This is a genomic window from Streptomyces sp. CA189, from assembly GCF_056428985.1.
On the sequence record NZ_JBWJVM010000073.1, the window covers coordinates 25374 to 45123 of the forward strand.

At 68.3% G+C, this 19750-nt stretch carries 13 protein-coding genes and 1 pseudogene; 8 read left to right on the plus strand and 6 right to left on the minus strand.

The genetic code is table 11. The annotated features are described in order from the left end of the window. Nucleotides 1-9: 9 nt before the first annotated feature. The 5 genes from AC061S_RS35500 to AC061S_RS35520 all read left to right on the plus strand — a co-directional run bounded on the left by AC061S_RS35500 (nucleotide 10) and on the right by AC061S_RS35520 (nucleotide 5314). Nucleotides 10-291, plus strand: coding sequence for a hypothetical protein (locus AC061S_RS35500; protein ID WP_478690002.1), 282 nt, complete (start codon nucleotides 10-12; stop codon nucleotides 289-291). Nucleotides 292-744: 453 nt separating this feature from the next. Then, entirely contained in the window at nucleotides 745-1479 is a 735-nt protein-coding gene (locus AC061S_RS35505) for a dienelactone hydrolase family protein (protein WP_478690003.1), read from the plus strand. Between the two features lie 474 nt (nucleotides 1480-1953). Continuing rightward, complete coding sequence (locus tag AC061S_RS35510; protein WP_478690004.1) at nucleotides 1954-2820, plus strand: serine/threonine-protein kinase; 867 nt, start codon at nucleotides 1954-1956, stop codon at nucleotides 2818-2820. 242 nt (nucleotides 2821-3062) lie between these two features. After that, nucleotides 3063-4199 carry a pentapeptide repeat-containing protein gene (locus AC061S_RS35515; protein ID WP_478690005.1) on the plus strand — a complete coding sequence of 379 codons (1137 nt, stop codon included), beginning with the start codon at nucleotides 3063-3065 and terminating at the stop codon, nucleotides 4197-4199. 230 nt (nucleotides 4200-4429) lie between these two features. Then, a complete protein-coding gene (locus AC061S_RS35520) occupies nucleotides 4430-5314 on the plus strand; it encodes a YwqG family protein (RefSeq protein WP_478690006.1) in 885 nt (294 codons plus the stop codon). 164 nt (nucleotides 5315-5478) lie between these two features. On the opposite strand, the gene AC061S_RS35525 is transcribed toward AC061S_RS35520, so the two are convergent. The 4 genes from AC061S_RS35525 to AC061S_RS35540 form a co-directional block, all read right to left on the minus strand. Then, entirely contained in the window at nucleotides 5479-6081 is a 603-nt protein-coding gene (locus AC061S_RS35525) for a recombinase family protein (protein ID WP_478690007.1), read from the minus strand. A 428-nt stretch (nucleotides 6082-6509) separates the two neighbouring features. After that, a complete protein-coding gene (locus AC061S_RS35530) occupies nucleotides 6510-7388 on the minus strand; it encodes a hypothetical protein (RefSeq protein WP_478690008.1) in 879 nt (292 codons plus the stop codon). A 153-nt stretch (nucleotides 7389-7541) separates the two neighbouring features. After that, nucleotides 7542-8435 (minus strand): lamin tail domain-containing protein, encoded by an 894-nt coding sequence (locus tag AC061S_RS35535; RefSeq protein ID WP_478690009.1) that lies wholly within the window; start codon nucleotides 8433-8435, stop codon nucleotides 7542-7544. A gap of 351 nt (nucleotides 8436-8786) precedes the next feature. Beyond that, nucleotides 8787-8984, minus strand: a complete 198-nt coding sequence (locus tag AC061S_RS35540) for a hypothetical protein (RefSeq protein WP_478690010.1) — start codon at nucleotides 8982-8984, stop codon at nucleotides 8787-8789. Between the two features lie 351 nt (nucleotides 8985-9335). Between AC061S_RS35540 and AC061S_RS35545 the strand changes: the two genes are divergently transcribed. Next, nucleotides 9336-10769 carry a beta-propeller fold lactonase family protein gene (locus tag AC061S_RS35545; protein WP_478690011.1) on the plus strand — a complete coding sequence of 478 codons (1434 nt, stop codon included), beginning with the start codon at nucleotides 9336-9338 and terminating at the stop codon, nucleotides 10767-10769. A gap of 236 nt (nucleotides 10770-11005) precedes the next feature. Further along, the gene (locus AC061S_RS35550; protein WP_478690012.1) at nucleotides 11006-14044 is read left to right on the plus strand and encodes a Tn3 family transposase; all 3039 of its coding nucleotides are present in this window, start codon (nucleotides 11006-11008) and stop codon (nucleotides 14042-14044) included. Nucleotides 14045-14137: 93 nt separating this feature from the next. Here AC061S_RS35550 and AC061S_RS35555 read toward each other — a convergent pair whose 3' ends face one another. Next, nucleotides 14138-15742: an ISL3 family transposase gene (locus AC061S_RS35555; protein WP_478690013.1), complete on the minus strand. Its 1605-nt coding sequence runs from the start codon at nucleotides 15740-15742 to the stop codon at nucleotides 14138-14140. 285 nt (nucleotides 15743-16027) lie between these two features. Between AC061S_RS35555 and AC061S_RS35560 the strand changes: the two genes are divergently transcribed. Beyond that, complete coding sequence (locus AC061S_RS35560) at nucleotides 16028-19051, plus strand: Tn3 family transposase (RefSeq protein WP_478690014.1); 3024 nt, start codon at nucleotides 16028-16030, stop codon at nucleotides 19049-19051. Nucleotides 19052-19641: 590 nt separating this feature from the next. On the opposite strand, the pseudogene AC061S_RS35565 reads toward AC061S_RS35560, so the two are convergent. Continuing rightward, nucleotides 19642-19750, minus strand: a pseudogene (locus tag AC061S_RS35565) (IS5/IS1182 family transposase); the annotation flags it as partial.

A 19750-nucleotide genomic window follows, 5' to 3' on the forward strand; every position in this document is an offset into this window, starting at 1 on the left:
AGCGGTGACATGAGGGTGCTGACTGTGCTGGAGTCCCTGGGCGGGCCGGAGGTGTGGCCGGTGGTGGCGGCGCTGGTGCTGGGCGGACTGGCCAGGTGCTGGCTGCGCCTGCGGACGGTGGAGTGCCGGGAGACGGAACACACGCGGCGGGTACTGGCGGCCGTCGGCGGGACGCAGTCGAGCCACCGGGCGGACGTCGTCCAGGCGTGCGCGGCGCTCGGGCCGGGCGGCGGGGGAGCGGTGAGGGGAACGGGCGGGATCCGCGTCACAGGCGGCGGCTCTGGAGGCTGAGGCCCCATGCACTACACATCGGCAAGTTACGTGTAACAGACTCAGCCCCACCCACTCGCCCGAGGGCGCAGGGCGCCGCCTCGCGCCGCACCTTTGGGTACCGGACTTTGGTACAGCGCGGGCAGGGGAGTGGTGGTCCAGGTCTGTTACAAGTAATTAGACTCTCAGCCCGAATGGCTCGGTACCGGCCCGGCATGTCGGCTTCGAGTCATGGCTGGACCGCGCTGTGAACTGGGATGCCGGCATCGGTTTTTGCCCGGTGGGCTATACTCTGTGGCCATGACTACCGGGACGGCATTGCGCCACACACGGATTGGTGACCCGGCGCTCTTCTGAGCGCCGTACGGGCCGGTGCGGGCCCGCTGTTCGATCGAGAATCTTGCGCTGCTGCGCGGGCTCCGCCTCCGTCGTGTTGATCACAGGCTCTACACATCAACCACGACAGGAGAATTCATGCCCATCAAGACGCTGCAGATTCCCACCACGGACGGTCAGGCCGACGCCTTCGCCGCCTTCCCCGACAACGGCGAGCAGCACCCAGGTGTACTGATGTACGCGGACGGCTTCGGCATCCGGCCCGTGCTGAGGGAGATGGCCCGCGAACTGGCCGGGCACGGGTACTACGTGCTTGTCCCCAACATCTTCTACCGGCACGGCCCGGCACCGGTGATCGACCTTCCCGAGCACATCGGAGAAGAGGTCCGGCCCGCGGTCATGGCCCAGTTGATGCCGTTGATCGAGGCGCACACCGCCGAACGCGTCCTGAGCGACGCCGACGCCTACCTCAGACTCCTAACCACCCAGCCCGAGGTCGCCGCCGGGCCGGTCGCGGTGACCGGCTACTGCATAGGCGGCCTCCTGGCGATGCGCACCGCAGCGGCTTACCCCGGCCAGGTGGCCGCTGTCGCCGCATTCCACGGTCCCGTGGGCGCGGACGGGCCCGACGCCCTCGCCAAGATCACCGCCCAAGTCCACTTCGGCCACGCCGAAAGCGACCTGACACCCGAGGCCCTGGGCGAGCTCAACGGGGCACTGGACGCCGCGAAGGTCGACTACACCTCCGAGATCTACCCCGGCACTGTCCACGGGTTCACCATGTCCGACACCGACGCCTTCAACCCCGCCGGGCTGCAGCGCCACTGGGACCGCCTGCTCCCCCTTCTCGACCGCGCACTGGCCAACAGCTGAGGTTCCGGATCGGAAACCAAACCTGAAGTACACGTCGGCGACCAACAGACGGCCTGGCGGGCCGCAGCGATGCCGGCGTGGCCGGCCGCTGGCCCGCCCGGCCACCGAACGCCGGCGGCCGGGAGCAAGTTGCCCTACCAGCGTCCACGTCCTGAGCAGTGGGCCCTCGTTCGCGTGTCGGCAGGAACTGTGTCACCAGCCGCACCGCGGGCTGCCGTCCGCAGCGACGGGCCCTGTTCTTTCCTGCCCATGGCCTCCCGACCAGATAGGCGGCCCCGCGGCAAGCAAGCGCGGACCCGTGTACCAGAACTCGAACCCGGTCAGCTGACTGCCGACTGGGGCACGCGCAGGCCGGATGCTCTACGGGCACCGACATCTGTGGGCGCCGTAGGGCATCGTCCACGCCTGACATCGCGCCACAGCGGTCTCACCGACATCCATCGGCCCGAGGCGTCCGGATGCTAATTTCGGCAGGTGGCCCGAAATCAGCCCATTCAGCTCGGTTCGCAGATCGCGGGCTATCAGGTGGAGCGTGAGATCGGCCGCGGGGGAGTGGGCGTCGTCTACCTCGCGAAGGATCTGCGGCTGGACCGTGTCGTGGCCCTGAAAGTGCTCGCCCCCGCATTGACGCACATGGACGCTTTCCGTCGGCGTTTCATCCATGAGTCGCGCATGGCCGCTGCGATCGATCATCCGCACATCCTGCCGATCTTCGGAGCCGGAGAGGCCAACGGAGTCCTGTACATCGCCATGCGTTACGTTGCCGGGCTGGACTTGGGAGCTCTCCTGGACCGGGACGGTCCGCTGCCGGTGACGGGTGCGATGCGCATCGCTGCGCAGGTGGCGTCGGCGCTCGACGCCGCGCACGAGTACGGTCTCGTACACAGGGACGTAAAGCCGGGCAACATCCTGTTGGCCAGGAGCGACGTCGCCGACGATTCCTACTTTGCGTATCTCATGGACTTCGGGCTGGCTGAGCCATCGCTGGAGGAGGCTTCCTTCACCACGGTGGGTCAGTTCGTGGGCACCTTGGACTACGTGTCCCCCGAGCAGATCTCCGGCCGCCCTGTGGACGGTCGGGGCGATCTGTACGCCCTCGCCTGCGTCGTATATGAGTGCCTTGCGGGTAGCTCCGTGTTCCAGCGCGACGACGACATGGCGCTGCTGTGGGCGCACCAATACGACGAGCCTCCGGACCTCTCCGAGAGGTGCCCGGGGCTCGCGCCGGCCATCGACAGCGTGATGGCCAAGGCGCTGGCCAAGGACCCTGAGCATCGTTACGGTTCATGCCGGGAGTTCGTGGTGGAGTTGATGTCCGCCGCGGGCGGTCGGCCGAGCTAGAAACGATGTCCCGGAGACACTGGTGGCCGCGCCGGTGGCGGCACACGAGCGGTCGGTACGCGCCGGACCTCTGGCCCGTGTGGATCGTGGCCGGTCTGGCTGTGGTCGCAGTCTGCGTCGTCGGCGTCGTGGCGTACTGGCTCGTCCGCCGGCTGACGGAACCCACGGAGACCCTGCGCGTTCCCGACGGCATCAGGCTCAGCATCACCATCCTGACGGTCTTCGGCGCGGTGCTCGCGGGTGTGTACGCCTACCGCAAGCAGCGCATCGCCGAAGGGGACGCCCACCGGGCGGACGCGACCCAGTTCGCCGAGCGCTACAGCACGGCAGCCGGCCAGCTCGGCCATGAGGGACCGGCCGTACGCCTTGCCGGCGTATACGCGATGGCTCGGCTGGCCGACGACTGGGCGGAGCAACGCCAGGTCTGCGTGGACGTCCTGTGCGCCTATCTGCGCATGCCCTACGAATGGAAGCCGGAGTCCGACCAGTACAGGAAGGGAGAAAGGGAGGTACGGCAGACGATCATCCAGGTCATCCGCGATCACCTCCGGGAGTCACGGGAGGAGGCTTCCTGGTCGACCTGCGCTCTTGATTTCACCCGCGCGACCTTCGACGGAGGTGACTTCTCCGGCTGCCGGTTTCGCGGCAGTGTCTCCTTTGCCGATGCCGACTTCGTCGGTGACCTGATGAGCTTCGACGGATCCGGGTTCCTCGACGGCGCAGTCACCTTCCGCGGCGCCAGATTCGGCGCCGGCGCGGTCACGTTCAACGACGCGCAATTCCACGGAGCCACGGTCAGCTTCAGCGAGGCGCGGTTCAGCGACAGCGCGGTTTCCTTCCGCGGCGCGCTGCTCGGTCCCGGTGCCGTCACGTTTCACCGTGCGAGCTTCAGCGGCGGGACGCTCACGTGGGACGAAGCACGGTTCGTTGGCGGCACGGTCGGCTTCGAATACGCACAGTTCGACAACGCTACGGTCACCTTCAATCGGGCGCGACTCGACGATGGTTCGCTCGCCTTCCGCAGCGCACGGTTCACCGGAGGCACGTTGAGCTTCGACCACGCACACTTCACTGGTGGTGCCCTCGCCATGGACGACGCGGAATTCACGGGCGGCACGGTGACCTTCTACGCGGCGCAGTTCGACGGTGGAAACGTCACGTTCGACTACGGGCAGTTCACCGACAGCACGGTCACCTTCCACCACGGGCGATTCAACGGAGGCACCGTCTCGCTCGACCACGCCAGGTTCAGCGGAGGCATGATCTCCTTCGTCCGCGCCCAGGTGAACGCGGGCCGGGTCACCTTCGCCGACACACAGTTGAGCAGCGCCAACGTCCGATGGGGCCGCCTCCGGCCGGGCGAGGACGAGACGGGCTGAACCTCAGACGGACTCTCGCGTGGTTCTGTTCACGAGTTCCGGGTTCTGGCACAGATCTTGGGGAGTCGTTGCGGAGCGTTACTGACGCAGGACCATCGAGCGGAGTAGTTCGAATCCGGCTCGACCGTAGGGCTGGCTCCCGATCTTCTTGTGGCAATGCAGTGTCCTGGTCCAGGGCACTGCATTGCCGGTGGGCCTGGGTGTCGTACCCCGGTTCTAGAGTTCGGCACATGTCCCGTAACACACCTGCCCGTCCGGTCGACGTGGAGAGCCTCTTTCCCGAGCTGCTTTCCTTCCGTCGTGAGTCAGTCCGCCTGCACCCGCGCCCCGGTTCTCCGACGTGCCGGGATAGCTCTGTCGGCGGCCCGCTGCTGTGGCCCGCCGACGAGCCGTGGCCGGTGTGCGATGCGGAGCACTACGACCCGGACACCACGAGCCGCCTCGAACCCGCCGCGCCCATGGCCCCCATCGTGCAGGTCCGCCGCGTCGATGTACCGGGCCTGCCCTTCCCAGAAGGCACGGATCTGCTCCAGATCTTGTGGTGTCCCTACGCACACGGGACCTACTGCTACCCGCTGCCCCAGGTGTACTGGCGGGACTCCCTCGCCATCGGGAAGGTCGGGCCGACACCTGCACCGGCGGCGGCCGGGCTTCCCAGCGGCTGGTACCCCGCGCCCTGTGTCGTTCACCCGGAGCAAGTGACCGAGTACCCGAAGAATGACCTGTCCTGGGATCTCCGTGACGCACTCAAGGACCGTTTCGAATTGCTGCTGGCCGAGACAGGGCTGCGGTACTCGTCCCACCTTGCCGACGCGCCGGGCATCAAGCTGGGTGGCTACCCGGGGTGGCGCCAGGAGCCCTGCTGGCCGGACTGCGAGACATGTGGCGGCCGGATGGAGCACCTCCTGACAGTGGTCGAGGGGGAATTCGACATGGAGTCCTGGCGCACGTGGCTTCCCGAGGAGGATCAGACCGGCGAGGAGGAAGAGACCCGCGAACTATGGCAGTCCGATGCGTACAATCCCGCCCGTCTGGACCTCGCCGGCACCGGTGTTTATGTCTTCGAGTGCCGCGCTTGTCCCGACCGTCCCGTCGGACACTGGTCGGACCGATGACCGGCAGGCAAAGCCGCCTGACACACCCGTCTCAATCCGTCGCTCTCGGAACTCGGTTCTGAAGAGTGGTAGCGGAGCGTTACTGGAGCAGGATCATCTTGCGAAGTAGTTGGGGTGCCTTTAACGAGCGGCGAACCAGGTGACAAGTAACCCGCCGGTAGCTTTCAGAGCTTCGCGGTTGTGGCCTTCTTTGGCTGGCGGGGGACGGTCTTGGTCTTGTCGAGGTGCCCGTAGACCGTGGAGCGGGGGACGTTGAACATGTCGGCGATCTGTTGGACGGTCTTCTCGCGGGCGTCGTAGAGCTGCTGGGCGAGTTCGGCCTGGTCGGGGGTGAGGCGGGGCCGGCGTCCGCCGACCCGGCCGCGGGCCCGTGCGGAGGCGAGCCCGTCATTGGTGTTGGCCACGATCAGCTCACGCTGGAGCTCGGCGAGTACGGACAGCATCCCGAACATGGCGCGGCCTTCCATGGTGGAGGTGTCGATGCCCTGCTCGATGACGTGCAGGCCGATCTCTCGCTCGCGCAGGTCGGCGCCGAGGGTCACCAGATGGAGCACGGAGCGGGAGAGCCGGTCGAGCCGGGTGACCTTCAGCGTGTCGCCCTCGCGCAGCAGCTGCATGACGAGGTCGAGTTTCGGGCGGGATGCCTTCGCGCCGCTCGCGGTGTCGACGTGGATGTGGTCGCGGTCGACGCCGGCCCGCAGCAGGGCGTCGATCTGGTGATTGGGGTTCTGGTCGGCGGTGGAGACCCGCGCGTAGCCGATGAGCATGTGTCGGAATCTATCGGCCGGACCGTTCACCGACGTTGATTCCCGGCGCGAGTTGCCGACAGTGCCCACCTGTGGGTTCGTGATCACGGCAGTGAGTGTCGGCAGACGGTCGTTTGCCGACACTGCTAGCTGCCGTCGTCGGCCCGGGGCCCCGCTGCCGTGGGAAGGATGTCGCCGGTTGTCCGATGCCATCGAGCCCGGCACCGTACAGGGGGCGGCAGCGCCATGCCCGGGCTGCTGCTATCCCTTGCGTCGGGAGCGGCGCCTTTTCACAGCCACAAAAAACACATGCTGGCAACGAACCCGACCACGCTCGTCAGGACAAGTGCTCCAGCGATCGAGAGCGCGAGGGGGGCGTCCGTGGGCTGGGCCGACGTCGGGGCCGCTGCGCCCTGCTCGAACGGGCGGCGGCCCCTCGGTCTGTGGGTTCAGCAGTGGATGATCAGGCCGGTGATGACGTTGCAGTGGTCGCTGGCGGTGTCGTTGCCCGGGGTGGGGTCGGTGGGGGCGGAGGCGGTGCGGGTGGTGGTGACGGTCAGGGGCACGCCGACGGTGAGGAGGGCCAGGTGGGCGGTGTAGGAGCGGGTCGCGGTCTGCCCGCTGGCCAGGGAGCCGATGGTGCAGGTGACCTTGTCGGTGCTGGTGCTGTAGGTGCAGTCGGCGGGCAGGCCGGTCACGGCGGTGGTGTGGGCGGGGAGTTGGGTGGTGGTGGTGACGCCGGTGGCGGTGGCGGGTCCGTTGCCGGTGGCGGTGGTGTCGACGCCGAGCTTGCCGGAGATCAGGGAGCCGGTGGCGGTGACACCGACCGACACGTCGGCCTCGGCCGGGGCGTTGGGCACGACGGTGATGGTGGGGGTGAGCTGCTCGGCGTCGGTGGTGGTGTCGCTGCGCAGCCGGTAGGCCAGCTGGAAGGTTCCCGCTGGGGTGTTCGGGGCGACGCGCAGGGTGACGAAACCGCCGGCTTGGGAGCCCGGCTCGTGCAGGCCGGGGAACGGGATCACCAGACCCCCGCCGGGCGCTTCATAGCAGCCCGCCGTCTCGTGGCTGCAGGACTCTATCGAGGTGAAGGCGGTGAACTCGCCGAGGGTCGAGGTGTGGGTGGACAGCTCAAGCCGCAGCTCGTCCGGGGTGTAGTTGTCGGGTGTGGCATTGACTTCGATGGTGAAGGTCTGGCCGGCCTGCACGGTCGTGGACGAAAGGTCCGCAGAGCTGAAGGCGTACGCCGGGGCAGGCACGGCCACCAGCAGGCCGACGGCCATGAGCGCCCCGGTCCACAGCGCGGTGATTCTGCGAGGGAGGGTGAACACCAGGGTCTCCTTGATCATCATACGAACGGTCCGGCGGCTGCCGGACCGGCAAAGCATCAGGGCGGCACACAGCGGCCCGCGGCCCCGTGAAACCTCGCCAGCCGGGTTCGGCCAAGGAGGCTCCACTGTGCCGGATCGCCGACACTGGAACTCTCACGCGCAGACGCCCGGCCTACCAGACTTGAGCTGCGAAGTGCCGTAGCCGTAGGTGTCGATGACCTGGCCGTCGGCGTTGCGCAGGGTGGCGGTATCGCCCTTGTCGTTCCAGATCGCACGCTTGCTGGCGAAGGAGTGGCCGCCCCGGGCGGCATGGACCTGGTTGGTGTAGACGCGCACCTTCCGGCCCGGGTAGAGGACGGTGCCCTCGGGGAAGGTGTACTGCTGGGCAGCGTCGCCGGCGTCGATGACGAAGCCGGTCAGGTCGAGCATGCCGATGCAGCGGTTGGCGATCTCGACGTACTCGTCGGCCTGGCTGCCCTTGACCGTGCCCTTGTACTGGACCTTGCTGATGACCAGGACGACCGCCCCGGACCGGGCGAGCAGACCAGTCATCGCAGCACGCGTCGTGGCGCCCTCCGGCATGGTCAGCCGCTGTAGGGGCAGCGTGTCGGTTCCCGCGGCCTGCTCCGGCACGAACCCGGTGCACAGCAGCCGGTAGGTCGATCCGTCGAGCGTCACGGTCTCCTGGGACGCCCAGCTGAAGAGGTACAGGTAGTCCTCGACGGGGACTGTCGCCGAGTCGGGGGTCTCCACATGCTGCAGTCCGAGACTGAAGTTCTGCGGGCCCATTCCGGGAACCGTCGCGGTCACCGTCAGTTTGAGGGTGATGGGATCGAATTCCTCGTTCGTGTGCGAGCTGGTGCAGACGAGAGTGCCGAAGGAGATGTCGGACCCGTCAACAGGTGCCTCGCCGGCCGCCCCCTCGAAACGGTAGCTCGTGGTACCGGTCTCCGGGGTGCCCCAGGTGATGGTGTCGGTACCCGCTCCCTCCTGGTCGGGACGGAGTCCATCAAGCTTCCACGTGCCGGATATCTTCGCAGTACTCACGTCTGAGCCTTCCAGAGCAGCAGAGACCAGCAAGGGTGAACACGCCACGCCCAGACGGCCAGGACTGCACCGGAGGGACGCCCCTCAGGTGACAGGGGAGATACGCTCCGTAACTCTCGCTGTCGGCCGAGCACCTGGCAAACGCCTAACCGGCCAGACTCCCCTGCCCACAACCGGCCACCGGCTGTGTCGCCAGCCTGCACAGTGACGGCCTCCCCGATACCACCTGCGAGATGTGCGCTTGCCGACCCCTTCCCGCCCGGAAGCCGGTCGCTGGGACGGCCACCGAGCCGGCGGCCGTGCTCCTCGGTCTCGGTCCGGCACGGGCCCGTGGCCGAGGTCGAGGAGAGGTCACGGTGGGTGGTGGCGCAGAACGTCCCGATCGCCCGGGTAGCGCTCCGTCACCTGCGCATACATGGCCGACGGCAAAAGCACCGCCGGCCACGTCACCCCATACCGGTGCTCCAGTGCGCGCGTCGACAGGTCCTCAGCACGGGCGCCGAGGTGGATCGTGGTGTACGGCTGGACCTTCGAGTGCGTGACGCGCATACCAACCCCCAAGAGCAGAAGGGAATCCAGCCTGGGGAGTGCCGACCCGGGGCAGGGTCCGGCTGCCGATCGTGAACCTGCCGGCCCGCCCGCCGACCCGGCCTGCAACGTTGATCCGCCACTGGGGGCCACGGTGAGTGCGATTGTCCTTCATGCGGTGAGACCATGACGGAGAGTGAGTGAATCTTGGCGGAAAGTGATCTTGTGGCAGTGGGCGCCACCTGCAACGTTTCGACGCACAGTCATCAATTCACCGCACAACGTAGCGTCCGGGTGGGCGGTAGCTGCCCGCCGGGGCGTGATGTGCGACGGGTATAAGGCGAGGTATCAGTGCGTTTCCGTTCTTCCTCCATGACCTCCGGGGTCCGCCCGCGCCGTGCGGCAGTCAGCGGGTCCGTGATCGGCGCGCTCGCCCTGGTGACGGCGGGCCTCGCGGCCCCGGCGGCCGTGTCCGCCCCGGTTGCGCCCGCAGCTGCTGCGCGGGTGGCGGCCCCGGCGCACCCGACCGCGTACGTCGCCAACTTCTACGACCGGAACGTCACGGTCATCGACACGGTCACCGGTGACACCGTGACCACCGTGGAGCTGGGCAAGGCGGTCATCAAAGTGGCCGTGACCCCCGACGGCAGCCGCGTCTACGCCCTCCACAGCGACGACCACGCCATCTCGGTCATCGACACCGCAACCAATACCGTCACCGCCACCTTCCCCTTCGGTGACTTTCCCATCGACATGGCGATCGCCCCCGACGGCCTCCACGCCTACATCGCCGACAACACCAGCCAGTCGGTCAAGGTCCTGGACCTCACGACGAACACCCAGTCCGCCGCCATCCCGGCCGACGGCAACCCCGGCTCGGTCGCCGTCAGCCCGGACGGCAGCGAGGTCTACGTCGCGAGCATCGCCACCGGCAGCGGCACCGTGCGGGTCATCGACACCGCCACCAACACCGTCACCCACACCCTCACCCCGAGCGGCTCGGCCCGGGACCTGGCCATGTCACCCGACGGACGGAAGGTCTACGTCACCGACCCCCAGGCCGACACCACGTCGGTGATCGACACCGCCACCCACACCAAGACCGCCACCCTTCCCGTCGGCGGGGCCCCCGTCGCTGTGACGGTCTCCCCGGACAGCGCCCGTGCGTACGTGGCCAACTCGGGAGGCGACAGCGTCTCCGTCATCGACACCGCTTCCCACCAGGTCACCGCGACCGTTCCCGTCGGCCGCGTCCCCTTCGACGTGGCGCTCACCCCGAACGGGCGCGAGCTGTACGTGCCCAACTTCAACGCCAGCACCGTCTCGGTCGTGGACACCTCCACCCACACGGTGACCGCCACCAGGCAAGCGGGCTTCACACCGCAGAGCGTGGTCATCACCCCGGGCCCGGCCGTCCCCGACGAGGCCGACCTCCAGGTCCAGCTCGCCGCCACTCCCGTGCCCGGCCTCGCGGGCCGCATCGACTACACCCTGACCGTCACCAACAACGGGCCCGCACCCGCCTCTTCGGGCACCGTCACCACCACACTGACCCCCGGCGCCGAGCCCACCAGCACCGACTGCACCACCGCCGCGGGCAAGGCCACCTGCACCGTCACCGGCCTGGCCGCCGGCGCCAGCGTGACCAAGCAGTTCAGCCTCCCCGTCGCCCTCCTCGCCCTGGGCACCCCCTACAAGGCCACCGCCACCCGCACCACCTCCACCCCCACCGACCCCAACACCACCAACGACACCGCCACGACGACCTGCACCGCCACCACCCCCCTGATCATCCACTGCAACTGACCACAGCCACACGGAGACCACCGCCCCGCCACCACCGGGCGGCCCGGCTCCACCACCGACGGGCCGCCGGACACACACTCCGGCGGCCCGTCGGCCTTCCCCACCCCCGGCAGCCTCCTGCGGACCCCGCGCCGAAGGCGCCCGACCGTTGCCGCGGCGTGCACAACTCGTTGGGCTGCACGAGTGAACATCGGCGTCCCGGTGACGGGCTGAAGCAAGTGCAGGGGGCGCCGGGGATGGGGCGGCGGGATCTGGGCCTGGACGGGGTGGTGGAACACTTCACCCTGAACAGCGACGAGGTGGGCTGGCTACGCAACAAGACCGGCGCCACCAGGCTGGGCTTCGCCGTTCAGCTCAAGTTTTTGACCTGGCGCGGCCGGTTCCCCAAGATGCGCCTGGAGCTACCGCCCGACGCCGTCGAGCACGTCGCCAAGCAGGTCGGCGCCGCCGCCTGCGAGCTGGGCTTCTACGACTTCACCTCCCGCGCCGCGAAGCGGCACCGCAGCGAGCTGCGGGACCTGACCGGCTGGCACGAGTGCACCAAGACCGACCACGTGAAGCTCGTCTCACACCTGGTCGACGTGATCTGGCACGACGAGCGCCGCGAGGAGCAGGTGCGGGCCGAGCTGGTGCGGCAGATGCGCGTGGACCTGATCGAGCCGCCGACCGCGGCCCAGGTCAACACGATCCTCCGCTCCGCGCTGCACCAGGCCGACGAACGGGCCGTCGCCGAGGTCGCCGCACGGCTCGCGCGGGCCGAGGAGTGTCCCCGCTGGCTGGACGCGCTGGTCTCCACCGACCTGATCAGCGCCGGCGCCGAGCAGGGCGAGGGGGCAGCCGTGGACGGCGACGGTGAGGACGGCGAAGACGATGTGGAGTCGGTGCTGTCCGACATCAAGGCCCATCCGGGCAACGTCAGCCTCAATTCGCTGCTGGATGAGATCTCCAAGCTGGGGCAGGTCCGCGCGGTCGGCGTCCCGGCGAAGGTGTTCGCCGGGATCGGCGTGCAGGTCATCAACGCGTGGCGGGCCAGGGCGTCGGCCGCCTCCCCGAGTCATCTGCGGCGCTTCGACACCCCTGTCCGCCACGTGCTCCTGGCCGCACTGCTGTTCCAGCGGGAGCGGGAGATCACCGACACGCTGGTGGAGCTGCTGAACTCCACGGTGCACCGCATCAACGCGCGGGCGGAGAAGAAGGTGACCGAGGCTTTCGTCGCCGAGTTCACCAAGGTCCGCGGCAAGTCCGGGCTGCTCGGGAAGATCGCCGCCGCCTCGCTCGGCGCCCCCGAGGGCTCGGTCCGCTCCGTCATCTACCCGGCGGCCGGCGGGGAGAAGACGCTCCAGGACCTGGTCGCCGAGATGAAGGCCACCAACGCCGAGTTCGCCCGCTCCAAGCGGGAGGTGTTCAAGTCCTCCTACTCCAACCACTACCGCAGCGGGCTGATGAAGCTCCTCGGCGTGCTGGACTTCCGCTCCTCCAACGACCAGCACAAGCCCGTCATGGAAGCGCTGAAACTCATCGAGCGGCACAAGGACTCCTCCACCACCTACCTGCCGCTCGGCGAGACCATCCCCCTGGACGGGGTAGTGCGCAAAGACTGGATGGAGTTCGCGATCCACGCCCCCGACAAGGGGCCCCAGCGCGTCATGCGCACGGTCTACGAGGCCTGCGTCTTCCAGTCCCTGCGCGACCGGCTGCGCTGCAAGGAGATCTGGGTGGTCGGCGCCGACAAATGGCGCAACCCCGACGACGACCTCCCGGACGACTTCGAGGTCCGCCGGGCGGAGTACTACGAGAAGCTGAACAAGCCTCGCGACGCCAAGCTGTTCATCGCCCAGCTGAAGAGCGAGATGCGTACCGAGCTCGGCGCCCTGGACACCAAGCTGCCGAAGCTGCCCTGGGTGACCATCAGCGGCAAGCGCCGGGGCGGGGCCATCAAGTTCACCGACCCCGAGCCGCAGAAAGAACCCGTCAACCTGCGCAAGCTCAAGAAAGCGATCCGCAAGAAATGGGGCGCCGTCGCCCTCATCGACATCCTGAAGGAAGCCGCCCTGCGCACCGGGATGCTCAAGGCCCTCTCGCCCATCGGCTCCCGGGAGGCGATCGACGAGGCGAAGCTCCTGGAACGCCTACTCCTGATCGCCTACGCCTACGGCACCAACTCCGGGATCAGCTCGGTCGCCGCCGGCGAGCACGGGCACAGCGAGGAAGAGCTGCGCTACACCGCCCGCCGCTACCTGACCGCCACCGGCCTCAAAGCCGCCGGCGTGGAGATCGCCAACGCCACCTTCGCCGCCCGCTCCGAGACCGTCTGGGGGCAGGGCACCACCACCGTGGCCAGCGATTCCACGCACTTCAAGGCCTGGGACCGGAACATCTTCACCGAGTGGCACTCCCGCTACGGGGGCCGCGGAGTCCTCGTGTACTGGCACATCGAGAAAGGCTCGATGGCCATTCACAGCCAGCTTCTGAACTGCACCGCCTCCGAGGTCGCCGCCGCCATCGAGGGCATGATGCGCCACGCCACCACCATGCAGGCCGAGGGCAACTACGTCGATTCGCACGGCCAGTCGGAAATCGGGTTCGGGCTGACCAGGCTCCTGGGTTACGACCTGCTGCCGCGCATCAAGCAGATCAACAAGGTCAAGCTCTACCGGCCCGGCCGCGAGGACGAGGACACCTACGAGCGCCTGGCCGACGCGATGACCCGCCCGATCCGCTGGGACGTCATCGAGAACAACTACGACCAGCTCATCAAGTACGCCACCGCCATCCGGGTCGGCACCGCCTCCACCGAGGCCATCCTGCGCCGCTTCACCCGCACCGCCTCCCACCCCGTCTACCAGGCCATGCTCGAAGTCGGCAAAGCCCAGAAGACCATCTTCGTCGCCCGCTACCTGCGCGACCGCGACCTCCAGCGCGAGATCCAGGAGGGCCTCAACGTCGTCGAGGGCTGGAACGGCGCCAACGACATCATCTTCTTCGGCAAGTGCGGCGAACTGAGCAGCAACCGCCGCGACCAGCAAGAACTCTCCGTCCTCGCGCTCCATCTCCTGCAAACCGCGCTCGTCTTCGTGAACACCCTCATGATCCAAGACATGCTCGCCGACCCCGAATGGGCCGACGTCCTCACAGACGAGGACAAACGCGCCCTGACCCCGCTGTTCTGGATGCACATCCAGCCCTACGGCGAGGTACGGCTGAATATGGGCCGCCGTCTTCAGCTCGCCCAGCCCGTACCGCAGGAGCCGGACCCCGAGCCGGCCGCCGCGTAGCCCGACCCCCAGAACCTCAGAGGACCCCGGCCGTGGCCGGGGTCCTCTGACATGCGCATATGGGGCGCCTTCGATCCGAAGGCTACTGGCGGGTTACTTGTCACCTGGTTCGCTGCTCGTTAACGGCACCCCTAGTTCGAATCCGGCTCGGCCGTAGAGCTGTCGCTTGATCTTTTTGATGCGGTTGACGGCGCCCTCGATGCTGCCGGAGCTCCAGTGCAGGGTGAGTCCAGCGGTTACGGCGTCCAGGTCCCGGAGTAGGTGGAGTGCGAAGCCGGTGAGGCCGGGTAGTTGGCTGGCGGCGACTGCGTCGATCCAGGCAGGGAGCCTGGCACCCTGACGGTCGCTGAGCATCTCGCCGAAGTCGCGGACATGCCCGGCGGCCGTGTCCAGTTCGGGGCAGCGTGCCAGGACGTCCTTCAGGCCGGCGCGGTCGTCCTCGCTCAGCGAGGTGGGGTGTCGGGTGAGCCAGCCGGTCACCTGCCGCACCGTCGGCGGCCGCGGCGGTGCACCGGCCCGACCCCCGCGGAGGGTGGCGATGTGAGAGCGGACCATCTGGTAAGTGACGGGTGCGTTGTTGGCAACGAGTTCGCTGTGCAGGTGGGTGACGCTGGTGCATCCCTCGGCGAAGCGTTGCTCCAGATAGAGCTTGTAGGGGTCCAGCCTGCTGGGTCGGGGCCGGTTCTCGCGGAAGGTTTCCTGCCAGCGTGCGGCGTTCGCGTATCTGAGCACGGTGTTGAGGCCCCAGCCCAGATGCCGGGCGATCGCCCGGCGTGAGTGGCCTTGGGCCAGGAGCTCGTGGACCAGGGCGTGTGCCGCCTTCTTTCGCTCGGCGCGTCGGCCGACGGGTTCCGAGTCGTCCTGCGGCCGACCGGAAGCCGGTCGGGGGGCCTCCGGCAACATGCTGTTGGGCGACGGGTTGCGCAGGCAGTCGCGGTGGGCGGCGACGCAGGTCTCCACGGCCCGGCCGAGGCCCTGCCACAGATGGAACCGGTCGGCGACTTGCAGAGCGTCGGGGGCGCCGCGTCGTGCGCCCTCGGCATAGGCGCCGGCCCGGTCCCGGCAGATGATCTCCACGTCGGGGTGGCGGACCAGCCATGCGGCCAGCGGTCCGGCCTCGCGCGTCGGGAGCACATCGACCACTCGGTGGTCTTCGACGCTGGTCAAGACGGTGGAGTAGGTCTGGCCGCGGCGGATCGCGAAGTCGTCCACGCCCAGCACGCGCGGGGTGCTGAACCGAGGATCGGGCAAGGCCATGACCCTGCGCAGCAAGGTCATCCGGCCGGCTCCGAATCCCAGCTGGGCTGCCAGCCGGGCGCCTGCCCGCCCGGCCAGAGCGAGCCCCACTCGCTCCAGGGCGTGGTTGAGCCGCGTGGTGAACCGTGCGTGCGGAGCGGCCAACTGCGAGAACGGCTCGGCGAACGTTCGGCGCGAGCAGTCCGCAGCCCCGCAGATGAAGCGCCGGACCGTCAGCCGAATACCAAAGCCCTGCTCAGCGAGCGGAAGGTCCTTGAGTCTGCGCTGGTATCGGTCGTGGACTCGGTCCGAGAAGCGGCCGCAGTCCGGACAGGCAGAGCCGGCCGCGCGGCCTCTCGCCACCACCTCGACCCAGCCGAAAGCGGCGGTGACGGCCTCAACATCAACCTCGTCGATCCCGTCGAACACCAGCGAGTTCCAGAACGGTGCATCGGTCTGCATGACCAGCACCATCACCGTCCTCAGCCAACCGCGGCAGGGGCGACGAAAAACCTGACGGAGCGTCACTATCCGCTATCGGACGGCAAGGCGTACGCGGTCTCACGCGAGCCCGGCCCCTCGCAATCGAACGCTGAGGTGACCCTCCGCGACCGCTCCCCAAGATCTGGGGGTCCCAGTAGTTCTCGCCGAGAAAACAACGGAGTAGCCCCTGACCTGGCCCGTTGCCGTTGAGCCGGTGGCTCGTTGGGCTGAATGAGTGAGTCCGGTGGCGAGGGGGCGGTTTTGATGGCACTGCGGGTGTTCTCTGATGAGGAGTTGGGGGCCCTGCGCTCGTTCCCGGCGATCGGCAAGGACGAGCTGATCCGCTACTTCACCCTCGCTGCTGCCGATGAGGCGTTCCTGCGGAAGTTCCTGCGTCCGCAGACGGTCCTCGGCGCTGCTGTGCAGTTGTGCACTCTGCCGTGGCTGGGCTTTGTGCCGGATGAGGTGCCCTCGGCTCCGCCGGCTGCGGTAGGGCGGCTGGCCCGGCAGCTCGGCCTGCCGGTCGAGGTGCTGCGTGGGTACGGGGCGTCGCGGGAGCAGACGCGTACGGACCATTTGCGGCAGGTGGCGAAGTACCTGGGGTGGAAGCCGGCGAAGGCGCTTGAGCTCAAGGAGCTGGACGAGTTCTTGCTGGCCCGCGGGATGGAGCATGACTCGCCGAGTCTGCTGTTCCGGCTGGGCTGTGAGTACCTGCGGTCGGCGAAGGTGATCCGGCCGGGGGTGGTCGCGCTGCTGGGGCACGTGGGCACTGCCCGCCAGGCCGCCGAGCGGGAGACCCACGCCCGGGTGGCCCACTTACTCAATGCCGAGCGGGCGGAGGGGCTGGACGGGCTGCTGGTCGTGGATCCGAAGCTGAAGTCGTCCCGGCTGCACTGGCTGGTGACCGGCCCGGTGCAGGCGTCGCCCAACAGCGTGGACGGCGAGGTGGAGAAGCTCAGGTTCCTGCGGGGACTGGGCGCCGATGCCCTGGACCTGTCCGGGCTGCCCGCCGAACGGCGCCGCTACCTGGCCCAGATCGGGCGCCGTCTGACCGCGCAGGCCCTGGTGCGGCGCGAGCCGGGCCGGCGCCATCCGATCCTGCTGACACTGCTCGCGCAGTCCTCGGTGGACGTCCTCGACTCCGTCGTCCAGCTCTTCGACCAGACCCTGTCGGGCTCGGAGTCCCGGGCGCGGATCAAGCTGCGTGACGCGCTCGCCGAACGGGCGAAGCTCTCCGAGGGCCGACTCACCCTGCTGGAGGAGATCCTGCCCGTGCTCGCGGATGCCGGTATCCCGGACGAGGACGTCGGCACGCTGCTGCGCGAGAAGATCGGCATGGACCGTCTGCGTGCCGCGCATGCCGGGGCCACGGTGCGGCTGCCGAGGGATCACGGGCATCTGCGGCTGCTGGAGGGCTCCTACCCCTACATCCGGCAGTTCGCGCCGAAGGTGTTGGAGGCGGTGCGGTTCGCCGGCGGTACCGAGGCGACACCGCTCATCGAGGCGCTTTCGATCCTGCGGGAGCTGAACGCCACCGGCGCCCGTAACGTCCCCGACGGCGCCCCGACGCTGTTCGTGCCGGCCCGCTGGCAGGGCTACCTCGACGAGGCCGCGGCCAAGGGTGATGCGACCGCGTACCGGCACTACTGGGAGCTGTGCACGCTCCTGGCGCTGCGCGACGGCCTGCGCTCGGGGGACGTGTACGTGCCGGGCTCGCGTCGCTACGACAACCCGGCCGCCTACCTGTTCAAGCCCGCCCAGTGGCAGACGCACCGGATGGAGTTCTGCCGCCTGGTGGGTAAGAGCCCCGACGCTTCCGAGGCGCTGGCGCTGGTGATGGACGAACTCGATGAGGCGCTGGGCGACCTGGAGGACACGCTCAAGACCGGCGACGGGCCGGTCCGGTTGAACGACGACGGTGAGCTGGTGATCTCGCCGCTGACGGCGGAGGACATCCCGTCCGAGGCCGAGGAGCTCCATACGGAGCTGGAGGGGATGCTGCCGAACGTGCCGATCGCCTCGCTGCTGGTGGAGATGGACCGGCACACCGGCTTCCTGGACTGCTTCGTCCATGCCGGCGGCAAGCAGGCCCGCTCGGCGCAGCTCAAGAGGAATCTGATCGCCTGTCTGATCGGGCTCTCCACCAATCTGGGGCTGCACGGGATGGCCGCCTCGTGCGGCATCCCCTACGACGTGCTGGCCTGGACCGCGGAGTGGTACATCCGGGAGGAAACGCTGCGTGAGGCGAACATCATGCTGGTCAACTACCACCACAAGCTGCCGATGACCTCGGCGTTCGGGTCAGGCACCCTGTCCTCCTCGGACGGGCAGCGGTTCCCCACCCGGGGCAAGTCGATCACCGCCCGGCACCTGAACAAGTACTTCGTCTCCGAGGGCATCTCGACCTACACCCACGTCTCGGACCAGCACTCGACGTTCGGCACGAAGGTCATCGTGGCCACCCACCGCGAGGCCCACTACGTGCTGGACGAGATCCTGGGCAACGCCACCGACCTGCCGATCACCGAGCACGCCACGGACACGCACGGCGTCACCCTGGTCAATTTCGCCCTGTTCGACCTGGTGGGCAAGCAGCTCTCGCCGCGTATCCGCGACCTGGGCAAGATCACCCTCTACCGAATGGGTGCCAAGGGAGATTACGAGGAACGGTTCCCCACCGCCGGGCCGCTGCTGACGAAGAAGGCCAACCTCGACCTCGTAGCCGATCACTGGGACGACCTGCTCCGTCTGGCGGGGTCGCTGAAGTACGGGCACGCCACCGCCTCCCTGATCGTGGGCAAGCTGTCGGCGTCCTCCCGGCAGAACGCGCTGGCCGCCGCGCTCAAGGAGTACGGAGCGATCCGCAGAACGATCTACGCCGCGAAATATCTGTCCGACCCGGCCTACCGGCGCAAGATCGCCCGGCAGCTGAACCGGGGTGAGTCCATCCACTCCCTGCGCCGCCAGCTGCACTACGCCCGCGAAGGCAAGGTCACCCGCCGCCAGCCCGAGCAGCAGAACGAGCAGGCCTGGTGCCTGACGGTGGTGACCAACGCGGTCATCTGCTGGCACACCGAGTATCTGGGCCTGGCCGTCGGGGAACTGCGCGGCGCGGGCCGCGAGGTCGACGCCGAGGTACTGGCGCACATCTCCCCGGCCCGCAGCTCGGCCGTGAACTACTACGGCTCCATCACCGTCGACTACGACGCGGAGCTCGCCCAGCTCGACGAGCAGGGCCACCGGCCCCTGCGGACCGTGGCCGCGGACGACCCGGCAGCCGGGCTGTAGCAGCAGTCGGCCCCCGGCGTCGCCCACGACGTACGTGGGCACCTGCGCCGGGAGTGCAGACTGGAGCCCCGAGTGCGGCAACGCGGCGAACACCATCACGGTGTGGACGTTCTACATCAACGGCATCCTGGCCGACGCCCCATTCACCGTCACAGTGCAGTAGCCAGACAGCCGTCACACGGTCGGTCGGGGGCTGCACCCGCAAATGCGTGGGTACAGCCCCTCTACAACGAACAGGCGATGCGCCTCGACTTGGGGCCGATCGCCCACGTGCCCCACCCCCGAACCCCGGCGGACGCCGTCGATCGAGCGGGTACGGAGAAGACACAAGGGCGGCTGGCCTGACGGAGGAGGCAGCTGACGTGAGGATCAGGACCGCCTCTACCACTTTCGGGCGAGTGGTGGAAGATCCTCCCACCCGAGGGACTGTTCCGCTCATAAGCTGATCGTTGACGTGCGCTCACGCATGTTCACCGCGAGCCTCAAAGGAGACGGCCCCATGAAGGAAGACAGCACCCCCGAAGATCTCGCCACGAACCCAACCACCGACGAGAAGGTCGAGATCAGCACTAAGGGTGTCCGCCAGTAGGTCATCGGATGCGGGGGTTTCGAGGGCGGGTGTCCCAGCGGTAGAGGGTCCAGGCGCGTCGGATCAGGCAGCGGACAGTGATGACTGTGCTGGCCAGAGCGATGAAGAAC

Bases quoted from the DNA above. Each gene is read 5' to 3' on its own strand.
- AC061S_RS35500 (WP_478690002.1), top strand. From the start codon at position 10: ATGAGGGTGCTGACTGTGCTGGAGTCCCTGGGCGGGCCGGAGGTGTGG.
- AC061S_RS35505 (WP_478690003.1), top strand. From the start codon at position 745: ATGCCCATCAAGACGCTGCAGATTCCCACCACGGACGGTCAGGCCGAC.
- AC061S_RS35520 (WP_478690006.1), top strand. From the start codon at position 4,430: ATGTCCCGTAACACACCTGCCCGTCCGGTCGACGTGGAGAGCCTCTTT.
- AC061S_RS35525 (WP_478690007.1), bottom strand. From the start codon at position 6,081: ATGCTCATCGGCTACGCGCGGGTCTCCACCGCCGACCAGAACCCCAAT.
- AC061S_RS35540 (WP_478690010.1), bottom strand. From the start codon at position 8,984: ATGCGCGTCACGCACTCGAAGGTCCAGCCGTACACCACGATCCACCTC.
- AC061S_RS35545 (WP_478690011.1), top strand. From the start codon at position 9,336: ATGACCTCCGGGGTCCGCCCGCGCCGTGCGGCAGTCAGCGGGTCCGTG.
- AC061S_RS35550 (WP_478690012.1), top strand. From the start codon at position 11,006: ATGGGGCGGCGGGATCTGGGCCTGGACGGGGTGGTGGAACACTTCACC.
- AC061S_RS35555 (WP_478690013.1), bottom strand. From the start codon at position 15,742: ATGCAGACCGATGCACCGTTCTGGAACTCGCTGGTGTTCGACGGGATC.
- AC061S_RS35560 (WP_478690014.1), top strand. From the start codon at position 16,028: ATGGCACTGCGGGTGTTCTCTGATGAGGAGTTGGGGGCCCTGCGCTCG.